Origin of the sequence: Streptomyces sp. NPDC056160, assembly GCF_042268205.1 — a bacterium.
Taxonomy (GTDB): domain Bacteria; phylum Actinomycetota; class Actinomycetes; order Streptomycetales; family Streptomycetaceae; genus Streptomyces.
Genome location: NZ_JBHJUW010000022.1, coordinates 65627 through 84843, shown reverse-complemented (window position 1 = coordinate 84843; position 19217 = coordinate 65627). Strand labels below are relative to the sequence as shown.

At 70.1% G+C, this 19217-nt stretch carries 21 protein-coding genes and 3 pseudogenes; 15 read left to right on the top strand and 9 right to left on the bottom strand.

Features of this window, described 5'->3' with window-relative positions; translation table 11 throughout:
* Window positions 1-3248, bottom strand: a 3248-nt coding sequence (locus ACFC02_RS11155) for a condensation domain-containing protein (RefSeq protein WP_376355239.1), incomplete at its 3' end; no start/stop codon positions are given.
* A 637-nt stretch (window positions 3249-3885) separates the two neighbouring features.
* On the opposite strand from ACFC02_RS11155, the gene ACFC02_RS11150 reads away from it, so the two are divergent.
* Both ACFC02_RS11150 and ACFC02_RS11145 read left to right on the top strand, forming a co-directional pair.
* Window positions 3886-4119: a hypothetical protein gene (locus ACFC02_RS11150; protein ID WP_376355237.1), complete on the top strand. Its 234-nt coding sequence runs from the start codon at window positions 3886-3888 to the stop codon at window positions 4117-4119.
* A pseudogene (locus ACFC02_RS11145) lies at window positions 4116-4253 on the top strand (IS630 family transposase); the annotation flags it as partial. The gene ACFC02_RS11150 and the pseudogene ACFC02_RS11145, both read left to right, overlap by 4 nt.
* Before the next feature lie 120 nt (window positions 4254-4373).
* Here ACFC02_RS11145 and ACFC02_RS11140 read toward each other — a convergent pair.
* Window positions 4374-4853, bottom strand: coding sequence for a MarR family winged helix-turn-helix transcriptional regulator (locus ACFC02_RS11140; protein WP_376355235.1), 480 nt, complete (start codon window positions 4851-4853; stop codon window positions 4374-4376).
* On the opposite strand from ACFC02_RS11140, the gene ACFC02_RS11135 reads away from it, so the two are divergent.
* Entirely contained in the window at window positions 4852-5829 is a 978-nt protein-coding gene (locus ACFC02_RS11135; protein ID WP_376355233.1) for an alpha/beta fold hydrolase, read from the top strand. The genes ACFC02_RS11140 and ACFC02_RS11135 overlap by 2 nt on opposite strands.
* Here the strand turns inward: ACFC02_RS11135 and ACFC02_RS11130 are convergent.
* Window positions 5830-6183, bottom strand: a pseudogene (locus tag ACFC02_RS11130) (IS630 family transposase); the annotation flags it as partial.
* Window positions 6184-6229: 46 nt separating this feature from the next.
* Here ACFC02_RS11130 and ACFC02_RS11125 point away from each other — a divergent pair.
* The 3 genes and pseudogenes from ACFC02_RS11125 to ACFC02_RS11115 all read left to right on the top strand — a co-directional run.
* A pseudogene (locus ACFC02_RS11125) lies at window positions 6230-6529 on the top strand (integrase core domain-containing protein); the annotation flags it as partial.
* Between the two features lie 6 nt (window positions 6530-6535).
* Window positions 6536-6817, top strand: a complete 282-nt coding sequence (locus ACFC02_RS11120; protein WP_376355253.1) for a winged helix-turn-helix domain-containing protein — start codon at window positions 6536-6538, stop codon at window positions 6815-6817.
* On the top strand, window positions 6814-7029 hold the full coding sequence (locus ACFC02_RS11115; RefSeq protein ID WP_376355232.1) for a hypothetical protein: 216 nt from the start codon (window positions 6814-6816) through the stop codon (window positions 7027-7029). The genes ACFC02_RS11120 and ACFC02_RS11115 overlap by 4 nt, the downstream gene beginning before the upstream one ends.
* Before the next feature lie 128 nt (window positions 7030-7157).
* Here the strand turns inward: ACFC02_RS11115 and ACFC02_RS11110 are convergent, their stop codons facing one another.
* Entirely contained in the window at window positions 7158-7766 is a 609-nt protein-coding gene (locus ACFC02_RS11110) for a YdeI family protein (RefSeq protein WP_376355251.1), read from the bottom strand.
* Window positions 7767-7982: 216 nt separating this feature from the next.
* Between ACFC02_RS11110 and ACFC02_RS11105 the strand changes: the two genes are divergently transcribed.
* On the top strand, window positions 7983-8303 hold the full coding sequence (locus ACFC02_RS11105) for a hypothetical protein (protein WP_376355230.1): 321 nt from the start codon (window positions 7983-7985) through the stop codon (window positions 8301-8303).
* Between the two features lie 362 nt (window positions 8304-8665).
* On the opposite strand, the gene ACFC02_RS11100 is transcribed toward ACFC02_RS11105, so the two are convergent.
* Both ACFC02_RS11100 and ACFC02_RS11095 read right to left on the bottom strand, forming a co-directional pair.
* Complete coding sequence (locus ACFC02_RS11100) at window positions 8666-9595, bottom strand: NADP-dependent oxidoreductase (protein ID WP_376355228.1); 930 nt, start codon at window positions 9593-9595, stop codon at window positions 8666-8668.
* Window positions 9596-9699: 104 nt separating this feature from the next.
* On the bottom strand, window positions 9700-10269 hold the full coding sequence (locus ACFC02_RS11095) for a TetR family transcriptional regulator (protein ID WP_376355226.1): 570 nt from the start codon (window positions 10267-10269) through the stop codon (window positions 9700-9702).
* A gap of 293 nt (window positions 10270-10562) precedes the next feature.
* Between ACFC02_RS11095 and ACFC02_RS11090 the strand changes: the two genes are divergently transcribed.
* The gene (locus tag ACFC02_RS11090) at window positions 10563-10943 is read left to right on the top strand and encodes a hypothetical protein (protein ID WP_376355224.1); all 381 of its coding nucleotides are present in this window, start codon (window positions 10563-10565) and stop codon (window positions 10941-10943) included.
* Between the two features lie 295 nt (window positions 10944-11238).
* Here the strand turns inward: ACFC02_RS11090 and ACFC02_RS11085 are convergent, their stop codons facing one another.
* A complete protein-coding gene (locus tag ACFC02_RS11085) occupies window positions 11239-11781 on the bottom strand; it encodes a TetR/AcrR family transcriptional regulator (protein ID WP_376355222.1) in 543 nt (180 codons plus the stop codon).
* Window positions 11782-11882: 101 nt separating this feature from the next.
* Here ACFC02_RS11085 and ACFC02_RS11080 point away from each other — a divergent pair, with 101 nt between their 5' ends.
* From ACFC02_RS11080 to ACFC02_RS11070, 3 genes are all read left to right on the top strand, one after another.
* Window positions 11883-12788, top strand: a complete 906-nt coding sequence (locus ACFC02_RS11080; RefSeq protein ID WP_376355220.1) for an NmrA family NAD(P)-binding protein — start codon at window positions 11883-11885, stop codon at window positions 12786-12788.
* Window positions 12789-13023: 235 nt separating this feature from the next.
* Complete coding sequence (locus ACFC02_RS11075) at window positions 13024-13296, top strand: hypothetical protein (RefSeq protein ID WP_376355218.1); 273 nt, start codon at window positions 13024-13026, stop codon at window positions 13294-13296.
* A gap of 223 nt (window positions 13297-13519) precedes the next feature.
* The gene (locus ACFC02_RS11070) at window positions 13520-13696 is read left to right on the top strand and encodes a universal stress protein (RefSeq protein WP_376355249.1); all 177 of its coding nucleotides are present in this window, start codon (window positions 13520-13522) and stop codon (window positions 13694-13696) included.
* 108 nt (window positions 13697-13804) lie between these two features.
* Here ACFC02_RS11070 and ACFC02_RS11065 read toward each other — a convergent pair whose 3' ends face one another.
* Window positions 13805-13951 carry a hypothetical protein gene (locus tag ACFC02_RS11065; RefSeq protein ID WP_376355216.1) on the bottom strand — a complete coding sequence of 49 codons (147 nt, stop codon included), beginning with the start codon at window positions 13949-13951 and terminating at the stop codon, window positions 13805-13807.
* 94 nt (window positions 13952-14045) lie between these two features.
* Here ACFC02_RS11065 and ACFC02_RS11060 point away from each other — a divergent pair, with 94 nt between their 5' ends.
* The 4 genes from ACFC02_RS11060 to ACFC02_RS11045 all read left to right on the top strand — a co-directional run bounded on the left by ACFC02_RS11060 (window position 14046) and on the right by ACFC02_RS11045 (window position 18199).
* Complete coding sequence (locus ACFC02_RS11060; RefSeq protein WP_376355247.1) at window positions 14046-15230, top strand: sensor histidine kinase; 1185 nt, start codon at window positions 14046-14048, stop codon at window positions 15228-15230.
* The gene (locus tag ACFC02_RS11055) at window positions 15223-15888 is read left to right on the top strand and encodes a response regulator (RefSeq protein ID WP_376355214.1); all 666 of its coding nucleotides are present in this window, start codon (window positions 15223-15225) and stop codon (window positions 15886-15888) included. Before ACFC02_RS11060 ends, ACFC02_RS11055 begins: the two co-directional genes overlap by 8 nt.
* A 278-nt stretch (window positions 15889-16166) precedes the next feature.
* Entirely contained in the window at window positions 16167-17417 is a 1251-nt protein-coding gene (locus tag ACFC02_RS11050; RefSeq protein ID WP_376355212.1) for a serine hydrolase domain-containing protein, read from the top strand.
* A 425-nt stretch (window positions 17418-17842) separates the two neighbouring features.
* Window positions 17843-18199 carry a hypothetical protein gene (locus tag ACFC02_RS11045; RefSeq protein ID WP_376355210.1) on the top strand — a complete coding sequence of 119 codons (357 nt, stop codon included), beginning with the start codon at window positions 17843-17845 and terminating at the stop codon, window positions 18197-18199.
* A gap of 191 nt (window positions 18200-18390) precedes the next feature.
* Here ACFC02_RS11045 and ACFC02_RS11040 read toward each other — a convergent pair whose 3' ends face one another.
* Window positions 18391-18957, bottom strand: coding sequence for a hypothetical protein (locus ACFC02_RS11040; protein WP_376355208.1), 567 nt, complete (start codon window positions 18955-18957; stop codon window positions 18391-18393).
* Between the last annotated feature and the right edge of the window lie 260 nt (window positions 18958-19217).

The window sequence follows — 19217 nt, the reverse complement described above, 5'->3', positions numbered from 1 at the left end:
GTGCCGATGACGGGGATGTCGACGGGGCGGGACAGGTCGTGGCAGGTGGCGTCGACCGTCGCTTCGGTGGGGCCGTAGAGGTTGAAGGCGCGAGTACGCCGCTGGCTGCGCAGCGCCTGCCACAGCGACGGCGAGACCGCCTCACCGCCCACCATGACCATGGACGGCGCCCATGATCCCTCCAGAAGCCTACTGTCCAGCAGGAGTTCGAGCTGCGACGACGTCGTGTCGATGACGTCGATCCGGTGCTCCCGGACGAACCGGACCAGGGCCGAGGGGTCGCGGCGCACGTCCTCGGGCACGATGAACAGCTCGTGTCCGGCCAGCATCCAGCTCAGCTGCTCCACGGACGCGTCGAACGTGAAGGGCGCGGTGAGGGTAACGCGCTGCTTCCTGCCCTGGCGCGGCACGCCGTCGGCGCCGACGCCGGCAGGATACGGGTCGTGGCCGAGGAAGGTGGTCTGCAGAGTACTGACGAGCTGGTCCACGGAGCGGTGCTGGACGGCGACACCCTTCGGCGCGCCCGTCGAGCCGGAGGTGTAGATGATGTAGGCGGCCTGGTCGGCGCGGACATGCGGCGCGGGCACCGGACCGTCGGCCACGGGCTGCCGCGGGTCGATGTGGACGCGGCCGGGGCCTGCGGGCAGGTCGCGGGTGATGACGACGGGGGCCCCGGTGTCGTCCAGGACGTAGGCGGTGCGGTCGGCGGGCCACTCCGGGTCCAGGGGCACGTAGACGCCACCCGCCCGCATCACGGCCAGCAGGGCCACGACGCTGTCGGCGGAGCGCGGCAGGCACACCGCGACCGGCGTCTCGGCGGTGATCCCGAGGCCGGCCAACGTCCGTGCCAGCGATGCCACCTGAGCGTCCAGCTCGGCGAACGTGAGTGTCGTGTCCCCGTACGCCAGAGCGGGCGCGTCCGGCGTCGCCCGCACCACGTCCGCGAACCGCTCCGGGACGCTGCCCGGCCCGCCGAGCACCTCCTCCGCTCGCCCGGACCGGCCAAGGAGCATGTGCCGTTCGGCCTCGCCGGACAGCGGCAGCTCGCCGATCGGGTGGCCCGGGTCCGCGGCAGCGGCCCCGAGCAGCGTCAGATAGTGGCCGACCAGCACGTCCATACGGGGACGGTCGAACAGATCGGGGCAGTAGTTCAGGATCCCCCGGTAAGATCCGTCGTCCGTCCGCTTGATGTCCAAGGACAGGTCGAACTGCGAGACGGACTCGCGGACCGGGTACCGCTCCACCTCCGCCCCGGGCAGCCCCGGCCGCGCCGCCGGCGTGCTCAGCAGCTGGAAGGTGACCTGGACGAGGGGGTTGTAGCTGAGGTCGCGCTCGGGTGCGAGCGTCTCGACCAGGGCCTCGAAAGGCAGGTCCTGATGGGCGAAGGCACCCAGTGCGGCCTCACGAACCTGCTCCAGCAGTTCCCGGAAGGACAGGCCGGGGGAACAGGTCACGCGCAGGGGAAGTGTGTTGACGAAAAAACCGATCAGGGGTTCCGTCTCGGTGCGGGTGCGCCCCGCCGCCGGCACACCGACCACGACGTCCTCGTGCCCGGCATGCCGCGCCAGCAGGACCTGGAAGGCGCCGAGCAGCGTCATGAACAAGGTGACGCCCTGCTCCCGGCCCAGCTCCTCCAGAGCGGTGACCAGCGCATCGGGCAGTGCGAACTCGACCGTCTCGCCCCGCTCGGACTGGACGGCGGGACGCGGATGATCCAAGGGCAGCCGCAGCACCGAGGGCGCGCCGTCCAGAGCCCGCTTCCAGTACGCGAGCTGATCCTCCTGCACCGCGCCGCTCATCCAGTCCCGCTGCCACACGGCGAAGTCGGCGTACTGGACGTCGAGTGGAGGAAGTCCGGCGGGGGTGCCCGTGACGCACTCGCGGTACAGCCGGCCGAGTTCCTCGACGAGCACCCCGACGGACCATGCGTCGGAGACGATGTGGTGCATGGTGACCACCAGCAGATGCTCGTCGTCCGCCAGCCGGGCCACCACCACACGCAGCAGCGCGCCGTCCTCCAGCCGGAACGGGGTCTGCGCCTCCGCCGCCACCAGCCTGCGCGCCGGCTCCTCCCGCTCGGAGGCCGGCAGCGATGTCAGATCGACCCGCGTCAGGGCAGCCGCACGCCGCGCGCCCGGGCCGTCCGCGGCATCGATGACCTGGTACGGCACACCGTCCCGCTCGACGAACGCCGTCCGCAGCGTCTCATGCCGTGCGACCAGCATCCGCAGTGCCCGCTGGAGCGCGTCCAGGTCGAGCCGTCCCCGTACGCGGAAGGCGTCGCACATCGTGTAGAAGGCGCTGTCGGGCATCAACCGGCTCAGGAACCAGAGGCGTTGCTGCGCGAACGACAGTGGCAGCGCCCCACTCCGGTCCACCGGCCCGAACGCCGGCTCCTCGCGGTCCTCCTGACCGTCCGCCTGTTCGGCCCGCACCCAGGCGGCCAGCTCCTCGACCGTCGGCGCGTCGAACAGGGCCCGCAGCGGCAGCTCGACGCCGAGCAGCTTCCGCAGGCGCGCCACCACCTGGACTGCCAGCAGCGACTTGCCGCCCAGGTCGAAGAAGCGGTCCCGCACGCCGACCCGGTCCACGCCCAGCACGGCGCACCAGACCTGCGCCACGGCCTCCTCCACCACATCGCGTGGCGCCTCATGGGTGACCGGCCGGTGTGCGACCTCGTCCGTGTCCATCACAAGACGATTGCCGGACAGGAGCGGCACGATCAGGTGGACAAGCTCCGCCCCGGCCGGAACCCCGCCGCCCGGATCGTCGATATAACGCGCCAAATCGGCGTAGGAGACTGCCGAATTACCGGTGTTTCCATCAGGGGGTGCCGCATAAAGCATGTAGGCGCTTCCCGGCACGGTCCGTGCGGTGCGGCGCGACGGGACAACGGGGGGTGCCTGCGGCTCGTCGTCCAGGAAACAGACGGTTGCGTCGCCGATGAATTCAGGAGCGGCGGCACGGGTGGTGACGAGGACATCGGGAGCCGTGCCGGCGAGGATCTCGCACAGTCGCCCGGTCGGGGAGCGGGGGTCGGCGGGAAGGCACACGGCACCCAGTTTCAGCACCGCACACAGGGTGGCGACGAGGTCGGGATCGCGTGGCAGGACCAGCGCCACCAGCGTCGAGGGGCCGGCCCCGGCGGCCGCCAGGCGCGCGGCGATCGCCTCGGCCCGCCGGTTCAGCTCCGCATAACGGATCGCGGTCCCCTGATACAGGACCGCGGTCCGCTCCGGCGCGATCATGGAATGCCGCTCGAAGGCGGCTGCCGCTGCGCTTTGTCCTGCGAATTCGGTGCCTTCATTCGTCACGATGATCCCCCGCACCGCCGGAAAACCGGAAAAAGCCACAATAGGAATTCAAGGCGTCTGACACAATTCCCGTCCATGATCCCTACGGGTGCAATGCGAAAAAAGGCGCTTTCCGGTCAATGTGCGGCCTTGGGATATGCTGATATGTCTTCCTGTTCTCCTGGGTCCGCCCGTGGCCAAGCGGGCCGGAGGGGCTCGTCGAACGGCTGGATTTCATCCCTGGCGGGGCAGGGGCGTCCGGCAGGACCGGATCATGCACGGCGTGGACATCGCCCGGCTGCTGCCCCGGGAGGAACACCCTCGGCATGACCGACTTCGGGCCAGTTGCTGGTCATCGTGCTCGGCGTCCCGGGCCAGCCCGAACCGCGGTGGGAGGCCCCCCGTGCGGAGGAGTGGGACTTCCCATACTGGGCCGGCATCACCGCTGTGGCCGGCGTCGACGTTGTCACGTCACTTACTGGAGTGGCCATCTGAGAGCCTGGGGGGCCGGATTCGCGAAATCTCGCGCCGTGCCCCGCCGGATGGTGATCTTCGGGCACCACCCCGTGACACACCGCCCGAAGGGCCCGGCATGCCTCTCAACCTGACGATCATCAGCAACTTCTTCGAGCCGTTCCGGACCTACACCAACGCCACCCTCTACAAGCCGCCCGAACAGGTACGGATCTTCGAAGTGGAGCTCGTCACCCGGCATCCGGACCGCGGGCACCTGCGCGCGGTGGGCCGGATAAGCGCCGCGGTCTCCGGATCGAAGCGACACGTGCAGAAGGTCGACGAAGACGAGTACCAGCGTGGTGAAGACTGACCGATCAGGAAGGGCAGAAGCTGCAGCCTATTGTGCGCCGGGGCAGCACCAGCTCGGTGCGCTATCGGCGGACGATGATGTTGCTGGCCTCGGCCGGCGGGAACCGAGTGCCCGTGATCGCCCAGCTGGTGCGGGAGTGAGTCCTTCTCGACTGCCTGTGGGCGGCCGTATTGAGGGTTCTCCGAATCGGGAGGGATGGAATCCTCGACAGCACCGACACTCCAGGGCAGGCCCCGCCCTGGACGGGAAGAGGGTCAGACCGGCTCACCGAGGTCTTGCACGATCCAGCTCGGTGCGTCAGGGCGCACCGGCTGAGCGCCAACCAGGTCCGCCAGGTGTGTCTCGAGGGTCGCGAGCTCGCTGGAACCGATCTGCTGTCTCCATTGATCGCGCAACTCGTCGAAGATCGATTCGCCTTCTCGTAGCACTTCGTAGCCGAGTGGGGTGACGTGCAGGCGCTTGCGGCGGGCGTCGAGGGGGTCCGTGTCTCGTGCCACGTATCCGCGCTCCTGCAGCACCGTGATGGTTTTCGCTGCCGCCTGCTTGGAGACCGACAGGCGCCGCCCGAGTTCTGAAGCGTTGTCCGCGCCGGCGGCGATGGCTCGCATGGCGAAGTCATGGACAGGACGCACGTCCTCGTAGCCGCGGCGGGCCAGCTCGGCGGTCGCGGCATTGACCAGCGAGCGAAAACCTCCGAGCAGGAGCAGTGCGAGATCAGCGCCAGATCGTGACATGGAAGAAGACTACGCGGACACGGATTGGACATCGACAACCAAGTTGTCTATTGTCATGGACAACCTGGTTGTCGAATTGGGGAGAACGATGGACGTCACACACCCGGGTCCCACGCTTGCGGGGATCTCCCACCACCTCGTAGAGGTCAACGGAACTCGGTTGCACTACGCAGCGGCGGGAACCAGTGGATCGCCAGTCCTTCTGGTCCACGGGTTTCCTGAGAGCTGGTGGACTTTTCACAAGATCATCCCGCTCCTCGCGGAGAGCCACCGAGTCTTCGCCGTCGACCTGCGCGGCTTCGGGGACTCCAGCAACGGGCCGGGCGAGTACGACAGCAAGACCTCGGCCGAGGACCTGCACCTTCTCATCGAACAGCTCGACGTCGGCCCGGTCCACCTGACCGGGCAGGACATCAGCGGAGCGACTGTCTTCCGCCTGGCGGCCACCCACCCGCAAAACGTACGTAGTCTCACCGCGATCGAGATGGGTCTGCCCGGATTCGGCCTCGAGATGCTGGCCGACGTCACCCACGGCGGCGCCTGGCACATCGGTTTCCTCGCCGCACCCGGCATCCCCGAGATGCTCCTGGCCGGCCGCGAGCGGGAATTTCTGGGACAGTTCGCATTCCGCGCCCTGAACGCGACCCCAGGAGCCATTACCGACACCGACGTCGAGGAGTTCGCCCGTACTTATTCGCGCCCCGACGGCTGGCGCGGAGCGATCGGCCTCTACCGGTCGATGCTGGGGGAGGGACCCGAGATCAAGGCTCTTGCCGCCACGCACGGCCTGACGGTGCCTGTACTCGCGGTCGGCGCGGGCGGAGGTTCCTTCACGGTTGGCACCATGTCCCAGGCCGCAGCAAACGAAGTGAGCTCGGTGTCACTCGACGGTGTGGGTCACTATGCCGCGATGGAGGCCCCCGCGGAGTTGGCGAAGGCCATTCTCGAATTCATCGGGAACATCGACGCCCTCTAACTAGCGTTCTGACCGCACCGGTTCGCCGATCGCGTCAGTGACGAAGGGGCGTCCGCCCCAGCGGATGCCCTTTTCGCTGCGGATGCGGGCGCGTTCCTTGCGTTCGGCTGCCAGGACATCCGGGTGGCGGGCGTTGGCGTCGCGCCAGCGCAGGTGGGCGTGCAGGGCCCGGGTCTGCACGGTGTGGTTGGGACAGTTCGGGTTGGCGATGGTGAACTGCCTCAGCGGTCCGAAATGCGCCTCGATCGGGTTCGCCCACGAAGCGTAGGTCGGGGTGAAGCACAGCTCGACCTTGTTCCTCTTCGCCCCGCGGCGGATGTCCGCGCCCCTGTGGGCGGAGAGGTTGAAGAGCAGCTACGCTCGTTGCCACAGGCCGGTGTTGCAACGACTGATTGAACTCGCCCAGTACACCAGCCGGGCCTTCGCCGATGTCTGCCGCCAGGCCGGCGTCCGCCAGTCCATGAGCGCGATCGGCAGCTCGGCGGACAACGCGCTCGCTGAGTCCTTCAACGCGATGTTCAAACGAGAGATTCTTCAGGGCCGAAAGCACTGGTCCAGCGAACGCGAGGCCCGCACCGACGCGTTCCGCCGGCTCAACCGCTACAACACCCGACGTCGTCATTCCCACCTCGGACAACGGAGTCCCATCACCTACGAGAGAGCACTCGACACAACATCAACTACCCTGGCCCAAGCCGCACAGCCCGTGTCCAAGATTCCGGGTCAAGGCCCGTTCCACGTCTCCTACAGCGTCTCGGGTGCCACTCGGCTGATGCACCGGCTCGGCTTCAGCCCGCAGGTCCCCGCGCGGCGGGTCGCCGAGCGCGACGAGCAGGCCGTCACCCTCTGGAAGGAGGCGACCTGGGCGGAGGTGAAACAGCCCGGGCGGTCTGCGGAGGTTACATCTGCTTCGAGGACGAAGCCGGGTTCACCCGCCGGCCGCCCCAGGGACGCACCTGGGGCCGACGCGGCCGTACCCCGGTCGTGACGGTCAGCGGGCGCCGCTCGGGACGCCTGTCGGTGGCCGGGCCGATCGCCATGCGGCCGGGTTCCCGGATGCGGCTGTGCCACCGCCTGCGCACCCACCCGGCGGGCCGGGGCAAGCGCCGCAGCATGGGCGAGCGCGACTTCATCGCGCTGGTCGACGGCGTCCACCAGCTCGTCAAAGCGCCGATCGTGCTGGTCTGGGACCGCCTCTGAGCAGTGTGCCTGCTCAGGTCCCCTGACGTTTCGTTACGCTCAGTGAGGGCGCGCCCGGTGGCTGCTGCCGGGGCCGCAGGCGCGCCGGGCCCCTGGGGCACTGCCCGGCTGCGGCCCCTCTGTCGTGACTACGGGTACAGTTTCTCGCCCTTCGCCAGCATCGCTACGTACTTCTCAATCCGGCGCGCCCGGGTCTCGGGCTTCTTGGCGTCTTGGACCCTGTACAGGATCGCGTAGCGGTTCTGCCGGTCCAGTGTCTCGAAGAACTTCGCTGCGGCCGGGTCGGCGGTCAGGGCCGCCCTGAGGTCGTCCGGCACCGTGGCGGTCTTCGCGCCGTCGTAGGCTGCCTCCCAGCGGCCGTCTGCCTTGGCGCTGTGGACTTCGGCCTGCCCCGGGGGATGCATCCGGCCCTGCTCGATCAGGGCGGCCGCCTTGTCCCGGTTGACCTTGGACCACTTGCTGTGCGGCTTGCGCGGGGTGAACCGCTGGAGCCACCACTGGTCGTCGAACTTGGCCTTCTGGCCGTCGATCCAGCCATAGCAGAGTGTCACGTCGAGCGCCTGGGCGTAGTCCAGCGCGACGATTCCGGGGCCCTTTTTGCGAAGCTTGAGCCAGATGCCGGGCGAGACGGCGTGGTTCTCGCCGAGCCATGCCTGGAATGCCTCGGCGGATTCGAATGCGACGATCTCCAAGTCCTGAGTCACCCCAGCAGCGAACCACACCCGGCCGGTTGTCATGACGTATTCGGGCACGGCCCGGATGCAGAGCGCCCGTGGGCCAGCCAGCCCCGCGCGGCCAGTCGCTTGGCTTTCGACCGCACTCCTTCCACCTTCGCCGGGATTGGCGCGAGCCCCATCGCGGCCGCGAGTTGACGGCAGTCCATCGCCTCCCCGGGCATCCCGCCAGCCAGCACGTCCGTGATCCGCTGGTAGTCCGGCGCGAGAACTGCCGGGGTGAGTCCTTCCTCCCAGTGCGGCACCACTGAGCCCGGCACCACCCGCCTGACCCGCACCGCGGCCCGGGAGCAGATCATCGAGGCCAAGCGCGAGCATCGTGAGCCGGCCGAAGCGTCCGAGCCGGAGGCTGAGCCGAGCCAGGTGCTGGACCTGATGGCCGCGCTGAACGAGTCTGTGGCCCGCGCCCGGCACAGCCGCGGCGAGGGCAAGGGGGAGGCGGTCGTGCACGAGATGCGCCCGCCGAAGAAGACCGCGAAGAAACAGACAGCCGGCAAAGCCGGGAAGAAGCCGTCCGGCCGCCGGCCCCGCAGCGCATAGACCGCTGGCGGGCCGGACCGGGCGGGGTACGGCCATGGCGGAGCGCCGTTCCTGGCCGGCATACACGCCGGGGGAGCGTGCGGACACAGTGCCTGCCAATCCGGTCCGCTCGGACCGGGGCGCCGAGGTATCGCGCCGGGGCGCCCCCGCCCCGTCTACCGGGCGAGAGTGACGGTGATCGGGGCGTCCGGGCACTGTTCGAGGACCTCGGCCGGTGCGGTCTGTTCGGGACTGTCGATGGTCAGACTCCAGCGGGTCCTGTCGGCGATCCAGTCGGTGACGTAGGTGCGGCGGTAGCCGACCGCCGGGGGAAGCCAGTTGGAGGGGTCCTGGTCGGCCTTGAACAGAAACTCGGGGCCAACTCAGGTTGTGATGATGAGCTTGCCGCCTTTGGAACCGGTGCGGCGCTCGAACTCTGCAAGGGCTGGGACGGCACTGCCGAGCGGCACCACGCCGGCGATCGGAATCCGAAGGACTCCCTGTTCGGCGGCCCGCACAATCTGCTCGGCATCGGCCCGGTCCGGGTTGGCGACCAGCACCTCGTAGGGCCCTGGCAGGGCGGCTCGCACGAATTTCGCCGGCGCGGGCCGGATGTCGACGATGTGGCCGCCGGGCTTGACCATCGTTTTAGCCGATTTGAGCGGCAACTGGCCAGAGGTGTCGAGGATGACGTCGAACCGCCGGGCGTAGCGGCTCGAATCGAAGTCGAACTCGACGATCGGAGAGAGACCGAGGTCGTGAGCCTCCTGAACGGCGGTGTCACGGCAGCTGCCGCCGACCGAGGCACCCATCATCATGGCGAGTTGGACGGCCGACCGGCCGACCCCGCCGAGCGCGCCGGCGACGAAGACAGACTGCCCAGCCTTCAACTGGCCTTTCTTTGCCAGTGCCAGGTACGCGGTGATGGCGGGCGTCGGGAGTGCGGCGGCCTCATCCCATGACAGGTTCCTCGGCTTCCGCACGACCGACTTCTCCTCGACGAGAACCATCTCGGCGAACGCCCCGGCCGCCTTGATGCTCGCCGCCCCGATGACCTCGTCACCGGGGCGAACCTGGGTGACACCGTCGCCGACCACCTCGACGATGCCCGCGAAGTCGTGCCCGAGTGCTCGAGGGAACTTGCGGCCAGTGACCATTTTCAGCCTGCCCTGGCGGATGCCGATGTCCATCGGGTTGAGGGCCGCCGCTTTGACACGGACCAGGACCTCGCCCCTGCCGGGCCGAGCCGGCTGGAACTCCTCCAGTCGCATGACTTCGGGGCCGCCGTACTCGTGGTACTGGATGCGTTTCATGTCGCCGTCCTCCACGGTTGATGTCTCCCAGTGACATCAACATAGCGGGAGCAGTGCGCCATGAACATAGCCGTCAGCGTGATTTATGTCTCTGAGAGACATGGCTAGTGCGTGACGTTGAGTGCACGTAGCGCGGCCGTTGTCTCGGTGATGATCAGCGGCAGAGACCGCGACTCGCCGTCGGCCAGCCACTGCGTGAACGCCGTCCTGAAGACGAGGACGCCGGACTCGGCCGCGAGGGTGGCCGCGAGGTCGGCGACGCCCCGTTCCCGCATCGCGTCGCCGACGCTGCGGGCGAGGACGGCGAACTTCTGGCGCTCTCGCTCCAGCAACGCCGGCTCCGCATCGATGATCGCCTGGCGCGCCCGCGCCTGCTCTCTCGGCAGATGCGCGAAGGTGTCGGCCGCGCGGGCCAGTGCCAGCCCGACGAGCCCCATCGGTGACTCACCGGGGGGCGCCTCGGTCACCCCGGCGACCAGATCGGCTTCGATCTGGTCCTGACCGGCGAAGAAAACATCCCTTTTGTCGGGGAAATGCCGGAAGAAAGTCCGGCGATTCAGTCCGACAGCTTCCGCGATCTCCGCTGCCGTCGTCCGCTCGAATCCCTGCCGAGTGACCAGTTCCAGCGCTGCGTTCTGCAGGCGCGCCTGTGCGTCAGGTTCCCATCGAGCCACGTGTTCCTCCGCCCCGACTTTGATGCCACTCCGAGACATCGTACGTCGGATCAGGATGACCGCAGGTGAGGGCTGCGGCACCACATGAGGCCTGGCCGTGCTTGCGCCGCGCTGATCCATGCCGGAGGCCGCCGCGGGCAAGCTTCCCGGGTGCGGATCAGCACACGGCCGCGGACGCTCGCACGTCCGTTTTCCCAAGTGGACGAGGTGAACTGTGAGGGTGTGAGACGGAGCTCGCGCCGGTGCTCCCGCACGCCTTGGTGCCGCCCGCCGATGCGGAGGACGATGGAGTCGTGGGCGAGCAGCACGAGGACCAGGAGTACGGCGCCGAGCCGGCGCGGCCGCTACCGACCGAGGCCCGCGCCCGGGAGATGACGGCCGGGCTGCGAGAGGCGATGGACGACGTCCGGCGCTCCGTGGCGGTGCTCGCCGCCCGGGTGTGCGACGCGCACGCCGCCCGCATCTGGCTCCCGCTCGGGCACAGCAGCTGGGAGTCGTACTGCGACGCGGAGTTCGGCATCAGCCGCGCCCAGGCGTACCGGCTCCTGGACGTCGCCCGCGCCCTGGCCGCGATCCACGGCGCGGTCACCGCCGGACCGAGACGTCTCGCACGCGAGACACCGGCCCGGCCGCCGCAGCCGCGCTCGACTACGGCCTGTCCCAGCGCGCCCTGATCGCCGTCTCCAGCCGCGCGGACGTCGTCGCGGAGCTTGATCATCCGCCGCCTCGCCACGCTCGCCCACAGCAGCCTCCAGGCCCTCGACACCGCCACGGTGCGCGCCGTGGTCCGCCAGGCCGTCCGCGACGTCCGCACCGCCCCGCCGCCACCGCCCACCGATCCGCCGGCGGACCCGACCGTCGCCGCGCTGCGCGCCGTCGTCGCGCCGCCATGGAACTCGAAGTCGGTCGGCTGTGGACCTGACGGCTTGCCGTCATCGCCATTACGGGCAGGTGCCAACGAAGCCGGGACTATGTCCGTGGTTCCACTCCGCTGATGGCCATCCGCAGGAGGCGGGAGGCCAACTCCGGATCGTCCTCGGCTCGGATGGCAATGCCGTTGGCCAGGGCGAGCAGGTCGTCGACCGTGATCTCGGGACGCAGTCGGCCGGCCCTCACCGCGGTTGCCGCCAGCTCGGCGGCGACGTCTGCCAACATGCCGTGGCAGCCGCTGTCGTCCGCGGTGGGCCGCAGGGAGACGGCCAGCCCGCGAGTAGTGGCGGTGTAGCGGGTCAGCTCCTCCAGCCAGACCGCCAGGCCGCCGCCCGCTGTCTCGTTGAGTTCCCGGCCGCGTGCCGCCAGACGCTCGACACCCTCATGGAAGACCGCGGTCAGCAAGGCCTCGCGGGAGCGGAAGTGCCGGTGCAAGGTCGCCGAGCCGAGCCCGGCCCGCCGGGCGATCTCCTCCAGCGAGGCGGAGGCACCATCCCGCGCCACGACCTCGGCGGCAGCGGCGAGCAGGCGCTCGCGATTGCGCCGCCAGTCGGCGCGCTGCGGGATCTGCTGGCTTGTCATCGCGCCGATCCTAACCTCCTCTCGACAATCGGGGGGCCACCCCATATATTTCGAGGCACAAACGGGGGGCCACCCCGTTTGACTGGCGAGAGGGAAGTGCCATGACAACCCATCCGGTGTTGGTGACCGGGGCGACCGGCAACCAGGGGGGCGCGGTCGCCCGCGCGCTGCTCGACGCGGGGCGGCCGGTCCGGGCGCTGGTCCGGGACCCGTCGTCCGAGGCCGCTGTCCGGCTGGCCGCAGCGGGAGCGACTCTGGTGCGCGGCGACCTCGACGACCCCGCCTCCCTCAAGGAAGCGGCGGCCGGGGCGACCGCGGTGTTCTCCATGGAGACCGCGAACTTCGCGAACCTGATGGCCGACTTCGAGGTGCAACGTGCCCGCAACCTGGTGACGGTGAGCCGGGAGGCGGGGATCGAGCAGATCGTGCACTCCTCGGTGTCGGGTGCCGGCATCGACGATCCTGGGGCCTTCGACGAGGAACGCTGGGGAGCCTTCCCGGCCCACTACTGGCGCAGCAAGATCGAGGCCGAGCGGGTGGTGCGCGAGGCGGGCTTCGCCACCTGGACCATCCTGCGGCCCTCCGGCTTCATGGAGAACCTGCGACAGCCGTCGATCTGGTTCGCGGGTTTCACCTCGAACCGAATGACGGTCGTCAACGACCTCGACGTCGCACGCCCATGGGTCGCTGTCCAGGACATCGGTACGGCCACGCTCGCGGCGGTTGCGGACCCGCAACGCTTCCACGAGGTCGTGCTGGAACTCGCGGGAGACGTACTGTCCATGCGCCGCGCGGTCGAGATACTCAACTCCGTACGGGCGACGCCGATCGAACTGCCTAGCAGCCCGGAGCAGGCTGTCGAATGGGGGGTCATGCCGGAACTGGCGAAGTCGCAGCGGCGGATGGACACCTACCCGGCACCGGCCCGTCCGGAAATGGCCCACGCGCTGGGCATCGAGACGACGACCTTTGAGCAGTGGGCCCAGGGAGCAGTGCAGGCCAAGTGAGCGCGCCCGCCGCGCAGTAGCGGTCCGCCGGGCCTCGAACTCCCAGCCTGCGCGTTGGGGTGCCCGGATCGTGATCAGGAAAGTGGAAGTTCCTTCTGAGCCCCTCCGAGAAGTGACATCGAGGGGGGTGCTGTGGCTCACGTCAGAAGTAGACTGGCCCATCAAGTCTCCTCCGAGCCGCGCTGGTTCGTCCGACGTACTTTCAGGAGGAACCGCGACTTGGGGGAGGGCCGGAATGGGACAGCTGATCGCAGTGGACCGCGGTGACGGAACCGGCTGCTACTACGCCGTCGACACCACGACCCGCCAGGCGGTGGGTGAGGTCATCCCCAGCGACGTCCACCGCGGCCACTACAGGGCCGGCGTGTACCACCCCTCCCGTGGCGTGATGTTCGTAAAAGCGTCCGGCAATTCGGAATCCCTGGTCGACCTGACGCAGGCAGGCACCGAGAACTTCACCACCGTCCAGGAAGCCCTGGCCGCAATCTCCAGGAACCGCCCTCGCTGAGCGCGAGCCTCCCGCCCACTTTGACCCGGCTCGCGCGGCGCGCACCCGGTCGCGGTAGCAGCCATCCCAGACCTGCGGGCCGCACTCCAGCGCGTGCTGCCCCTGCTCAGCTTCTACGCCGGCCGGGAGGCCGCGGACTCCAACCCGGAACAGACCGCCCTGCTGCTCCGCGCGCGGCCCACGCCGCCCCGGGTGGACGACCGTCTCGCGCCGCCCCTGTCGGATCGTCGTCGGCGTCAGCGGATCACCCGCGAGCCTGGCCGCGCTGCGCCGCGCCGTGGCCGAGGCCCGCCGCTGTGGCCGCCCGCTCGTCGTTCTCAGCGCGTGGGAGCCGCCGGAGGGCGAGGCCCTGTACTGCCGCTGGCCCGACAGAGGGGCGGCGGGCCGGACGTGGGCCTGACCCAGGTTGTCAGAGCCCGCCCCAGCGCCGCGGGGAGCGGGGTGGGTCCATGCGGAGCACCATGCGACCGGAGACGGAAATGCGGTGCCCGGCGGGGTGTTCTTGGGCTCACTGATCGCAACCGTCGCCGAGCAGGGAGACGCCTGCGTGCTCCCGCAACGCCTGCCCCACCGTGGAGAGGTCGCCGCTGGCCACCCATCGGAAGCGGGCCACCATCATCAGATCGTCGACGCTCTGGCACGCGAACCCGTCCACGACTGAGGCGGGTCGGGCCACGCTGGCGTGCGAGTGGCTCCTTGGAGGGATGAAGAGCCGCGTGCGAGGTCATAGTGTCGGGCGGATGAGAGTGATGGACGGCAGGTGGCCCGGGTGGGGTGCCGATGCCGGGCTGGTCGTACTGACGTTTGTGCCGGCGCTGCTGTCGCAGCCGTACGTGGACACCTCCGGGCCGGCCTGGGCGTCGCTCACGGTGTACGAGGCGGTGGGCGTGGTGGTTCTGCTGCTGCGGCGGCGGCTGCCGGCCACCGCTTTCGTCGTGGGTTTCGGGTCCCTTCTGGCGGCGCTGGTGGGGAGTGCGGGCGCGGGAGCCAAGCTGTCGCCGCTGGTCTTCCTGCCGCTGGCGGTGCTGCTCTACAACCTGGGCAACCACGGCGCGAGCGGGAGGCGGACCGTGTCGGCGGTCCTCGGCGGCATCGTGCTGAGCGTGGCCGGCCTGTGGCTGAACCGGATGACGACCGACTCCGGTGACTTCCAGGGCGGTCTGGACGTCCTCGCCGCGCTGGCCCCGATGCCGCTGGCGTGGGCGATGGGGTTCGCCGCGCGGACCCGGCAGGAACTGCTGGCCGCGGCCGAGCGGCGGGCGGCCGACGCGCGCCGGGCACAGGTCCTGGAGGCGGCACAGGCCACACAACGCGAGCGGACAAGGATCGCGGGTGAGATGCACGACGTGGTCGCGCACTCGCTGACCCTGCTCGTCGTGCATGCGGAGACGCTGCGGGCCCGCGGCGGCGAGCTGCCCGACTGGGCCCGTGCCCAGGCCGACGGCCTCGCGGCGGCGGGCCGGCAGAGCAGCGGCGAGCTGCGTGACCTGCTGCGGATGCTGCGCGACCCCGAGGACGGCGTCCCGCTCCAGCCCGTGCCGGACCTCGGTGAGCTGGACGCGTTGCTGGACAGCCACCGTGCCGCGGGAGGGACGGTCGGGCTGACGATGGACGTCGCGCCGGAGTCCGTGCCGGGGCCGGTCCAGCTGGTGGTATACCGCGTCGTGCAGGAGGCACTGGTCAACGCCCGTCGGCATGCGCCCGGAGCGCCCGCCCAGGTGACCGTCCGTGGCAAAGATGGGGGAGAGCTGCGGTGTGAGATCGTGAACGGCCGCGGGGTGCGGCAGGCCCCGGCCGGCGCGGGCATCGGGCTCGGCCTGGTCAGCATGGAGGAACGGGTGGGGGCACTGGACGGCGAACTCACCGCGGGCCCGACCGGGGACGGCGGCTTCCGCGTCGTGGCCACGATGCCGTTGGAGCGCGCGGATGTCTGAGCAGATCAGCGTGCTCGTCGTGGACGACGAGCCGGTCATCCGCGCCGGACTGAGCGCGATCCTGGACAGCCAGCCGGACATCACCGTGACGGGGACCGCGGACGACGGCGAGGAAGCCGTCGAGGCGTGCGCGCGGCTGCGGCCGGACGTGCTGCTGATGGACATCCGCATGCCGCGCCGCAACGGCCTGTGGGCGCTGGCCGAGCTGGGCCGCCGGAGACTGCTCGGGCCGGGGCGCAGCCGGGTGCTCATGCTGACGACGTTCGATCTGGACGAGTACGTCGACGACGCGCTGGCGGCCGGGGCGTCCGGCTTCCTGCTGAAGAACAGTTCGTACGAGGAGCTGACCGGGGCCGTGCGTGCCGCGGCGGCCGGGCACAGCGCGCTGAGCCCCGCGGTGACCCGGCGGATCATCGAGGGCCATCTCAACGGCCGGCGCCGCCCCGACGAGCAGGAGCTGGCCCGGCTGAGGGACCTCACCGAGCGGGAGATCGACGTACTGCGTCTGATCCGGGACGGCCTGAGCAACGCCGAGATCGCCGAACGGCTCGTGGTGAGTTTGCACACGGTGAAGACGCACGTCAGTCGCGTCCTCACCAAGACCGGCTGCCAGAGCAGGGCGCAGGCGGCGGTGCTGGCCAGAAGCACCCTGACCTGACGCGCCCCCGGCGGGCGGCCAGGGCGGCGAGACGCCGGGTACCGCGGGTCATTCCTTGGAGTGACCCCGCGCCGGTGGGAAGCCCGCCAACGAGCGATGTACCGGGTGCGCTCCGCTGACTGAATGGCTGTTGTGCGCGGGACCCGCCGAACGGCCGCTCGACGAGTGACTGTCAGGTCCCTCTGCGCACGCAGCAACTGTCATGCGCTGAAAGGGAACTTGCCATGTCCGCACGTACGCCGTCCCGCCGTCACCGTATCCGTCGGGGGGTGCTGACCATGGCGTTGGCGACCTGCATGGGCGCCGCGCTCGTGAGCTGCTCGGATGCGGGGTCGGGCGGGGCCGGGCCGACGGCCGGGCGGAGCGCGGCGAACACAGCGGCCGCCGAGCGCCTGGCCGGCCTCGCGCAGAAGGCGGCGGACACCGGCTCCCTGGGCGTCATCGTCCGCGTCGACTCCGGCGACGGGAAGCCCGTCGAGATCGCCCGGCAGGCCGCCTGGACGAAGGACGACCACCGCCTCGCCGTCGGCGACCGGTTCCGGATCGGGTCCAACACCAAGACGGTCACCGCCACCCTCGTCCTGCAACAGGTCGCCGAGAAGAGGATCGGCCTCGGCGACACAGTCGAGAAGTGGCTGCCCGGACTGGTCAAGGGCGGCGAGCACATCACCGTACGGATGCTGCTCAACCACACCAGCGGCCTGGGAGACTTCCTGCTGACCCCGGAGTTCCTGCCCTCCCTCACCGGTCAGGAGAAGCGCACCTGGACGCCGCAGGAACTGCTCGCCATCACGCCCGAACAGGACCCGCCGGCCGAGCCCGGAAAGACGTACTCGTACAGCAACGCCAATTACGAGGCGTTGGGGCTGATTCTCGAGAAGGCCACCGGGAGCGGCCTGGCCGAGCTGATCAAGAAGAAGATCACCGGGCCGCTCGGCATGAAGGACTCGTACCTCGCCACGAACGGCGACTGGGACACCGACGAGACCACCGGGAAGCAGCACGTCACCGGTTACGAGCCGGACGCCGAGCGCTTGAAGGCCATCCTCTCCAAGACCGTCGACCTGCCCGAAGGCGTCGGGTTCGCCGGTCCCGAGCGTTCCGGGGACAACATCGACACCTCCGCCATCGACCCGAGCTGGTCCTGGGCGGCAGGCGGCATGGTCTCCACCGCGCGGGACTGGCAGACCTTCCTCACCGCGCTGAACTCCGGCACGCTGCTGCCGAAGGCCCAGCTGAAGCAGATGCGCACCACGGTCGCCGCTCCCGAGGAGGGCGGTGGCTACGGACTGGGTCTGATGCGGGTGGACACCACCTGCGGCACCGTCTGGGGGCACACCGGCGGCCTGCCCGGCTACTCCAGCGAGATCTACACCGACGCGAGCGGCCGGCGCAGCGTCGCCGTCCTGACGAGCACGAACTTCGGCATCAAGGAGGAGAAGGCCGCAACCACGAACAAGGCCCTCGTCGAAGCGGCCACCTGCCAGATGCTCGGCAAGTCCCAGCCCTCGGACAGCCCGGCCGGATGACGGCGCCGCGGACACCGGCCGGCATCGCCTCCGCCGGCGACCGCCTTTCTGGCGACCGGTACGCGGCTGCCGTCACGCCCGTCCCGCACGAGAGGCCGGACGACCCGAACCGCCGTGCCTCCTGAGCACCGGCGCCCTGCGACGGCCGGACGCGGTCACACCAAGCAATTCCGAGCAACCCCCTACGACTGACCGAGCACGAAAGTTGCACGCCTCATGGCCACTCTGCTCCACGGGATCGGCCGCCTCGCCTTCCGGCGACGCGGACTTGCGATCCTCCCGTGGGCTCTCGTCCTGGGCGCCGTCGGTGCCGCCGCCGTCAGCACCACGAGCACGAACACCACGGGTCTCGCCCTGCCCGGCACGGAGTCCCAGCGCGCCATCGACCTGCTGCGCGAGAAGTTCCCCGCGGTGCCTCGGTCCTCGTGGCGGACAGGTCCACGGTCCTGGTCGCCGCCCCCGCGCTGTCCGTCCTCGCGTGCACCCTGCTCGGAGTCGGCGCCGGTGCGTGCCTCGTCCTCGCGCTGACCTTCCAGAGCCAGCGCGCCGGCAGTTCCGGCAAAGCCGCCGCGCTGGCGGACACGGCACAGTCCATCGGCTACCTCGTCGCGGCGGCCGGGCCCCTCCTCCTCGGCTTCCTGCACGACACCACGCACAGCTGGACGCTTCCGCTCACCGTCATGGCCGTCCTCGGCATCGCCACGGCGGTAGCCGGACGCGGCGCGGGACAGGACCGCCACATGCATCAGCCCTCCCGCTGGCACGACCAGTCCGCTTCCTGAAGCGTGTCGGCAGGCGGGGGCGGGTGTGCCGGGCAGGTTGCCGACGGAGCTGAGCCGACGTCAGTTCCCCGCACCGCCGACGCACGCGGGCGGACACTGCCCAGGGGGGCGGAGCGCGCCGGACACCTGATCGGCGATCGCGCACCGTGGGGCCGGCGGCCGTGCCGGGCCTTCGGCAGGGCGGGCACCGGTCAGTCCTCGCACCCCTCGATGTCGTCCTCGCATCCGTCCACGTCATCGGGGTGCACGGCGCTGAGCCGCCACAGCACCAGGCCATCGGCATCAGGCCCTGTCCGGGCGACGCGCGCCGTGAAGCGAGCGCCGGCGGGGATGTTGAACTGGTCCGCCTCACGGTCTCCGCACCTCACCTCCCACTCGCTCTTCGCGGTGCCCCGGCCGAGGGTCAGTGTGATCGAGCGAGGGCCTGGAGCCTGACAGGCGACGTCGAGTGTGTGCGGCCGTCCCCCGGCGGTGAAGGTCTTGTCCAGACCCTGCGGCAGGCTCGCCAGCCCCTCGTCGACACGCGCGGCTCCCTCGGTCTCCGAGGCGTTCAGAGCCTGTGTGGCAGCCCGGAGCGCGTCCTCCTGTTCTGCTTTGCCGTCCCATCTGGGAACGGCAGAGGGACTCGGGTGGCGCGGGGCTTCCGTGCTTCCCGCATCGGTGGCCGTCCCCTCGCGGCCCCTTTGGTCCGAGCAGCCGCCTGCCATCGCGACGGCGAGGGCGGCAAGGGCGACGGCGAGGCTCCGGCGGGCGGGCATGCGGCTCCAGTCGGTGACTGCCGCCGCCCCTGTCGGCCGGTTGCGGCGGCACGTCCTGCAAGTCTTCGTCTCTTCGGCCGCGTACGGCCGGGATGTGCGGATCGTTCGGTCGCACCAACATCTCGCAGGACGATGTGTTCCGGTCGACGCGTCGCAGGGCGGTGCCCCGCCTCGCCATGCGGGCCCGGCGACGAAGCGGTGCCACAGCGGTGCTGCTCGGTGAGCGGGCTCGGGCCGGCGCGGTCGGTTCCGCCCCGGAG